A 234-nucleotide genomic window follows, 5' to 3' on the forward strand; every position below is an offset into this window, starting at 1 on the left:
GATGCCGCGATCGCGCATCTGCCGGTCGGTGACCACGGAAATCGACTGCGGGGTTTCCAGGATCGAGGTGTTGGTCTTGGTGGCGGTGCCGCTGTCCTTGGCGATCGGCGCGGTGACCTGGACCGTGTCCAGGGTGCGGGCGTCGTCGGCGGCAGCCGCGGCAGCGGCGGTGAGGGGCGCCAGGACCAGGGCCAGGGCGAGGTGGCGAAGCGGGTGGGTCGGGTGCATGACGGG

The 234-nt window shown here is 71.8% G+C and carries 1 protein-coding gene; it reads right to left on the reverse strand.

Annotated features, from left to right (window positions below; genetic code table 11):
• On the reverse strand, window positions 1-234 hold a 234-nt coding region (locus SB775_RS34040), incomplete at both ends, for a hypothetical protein (RefSeq protein WP_410865711.1).

The sequence above is a fragment of the Peribacillus sp. SIMBA_075 genome (assembly GCF_046534585.1).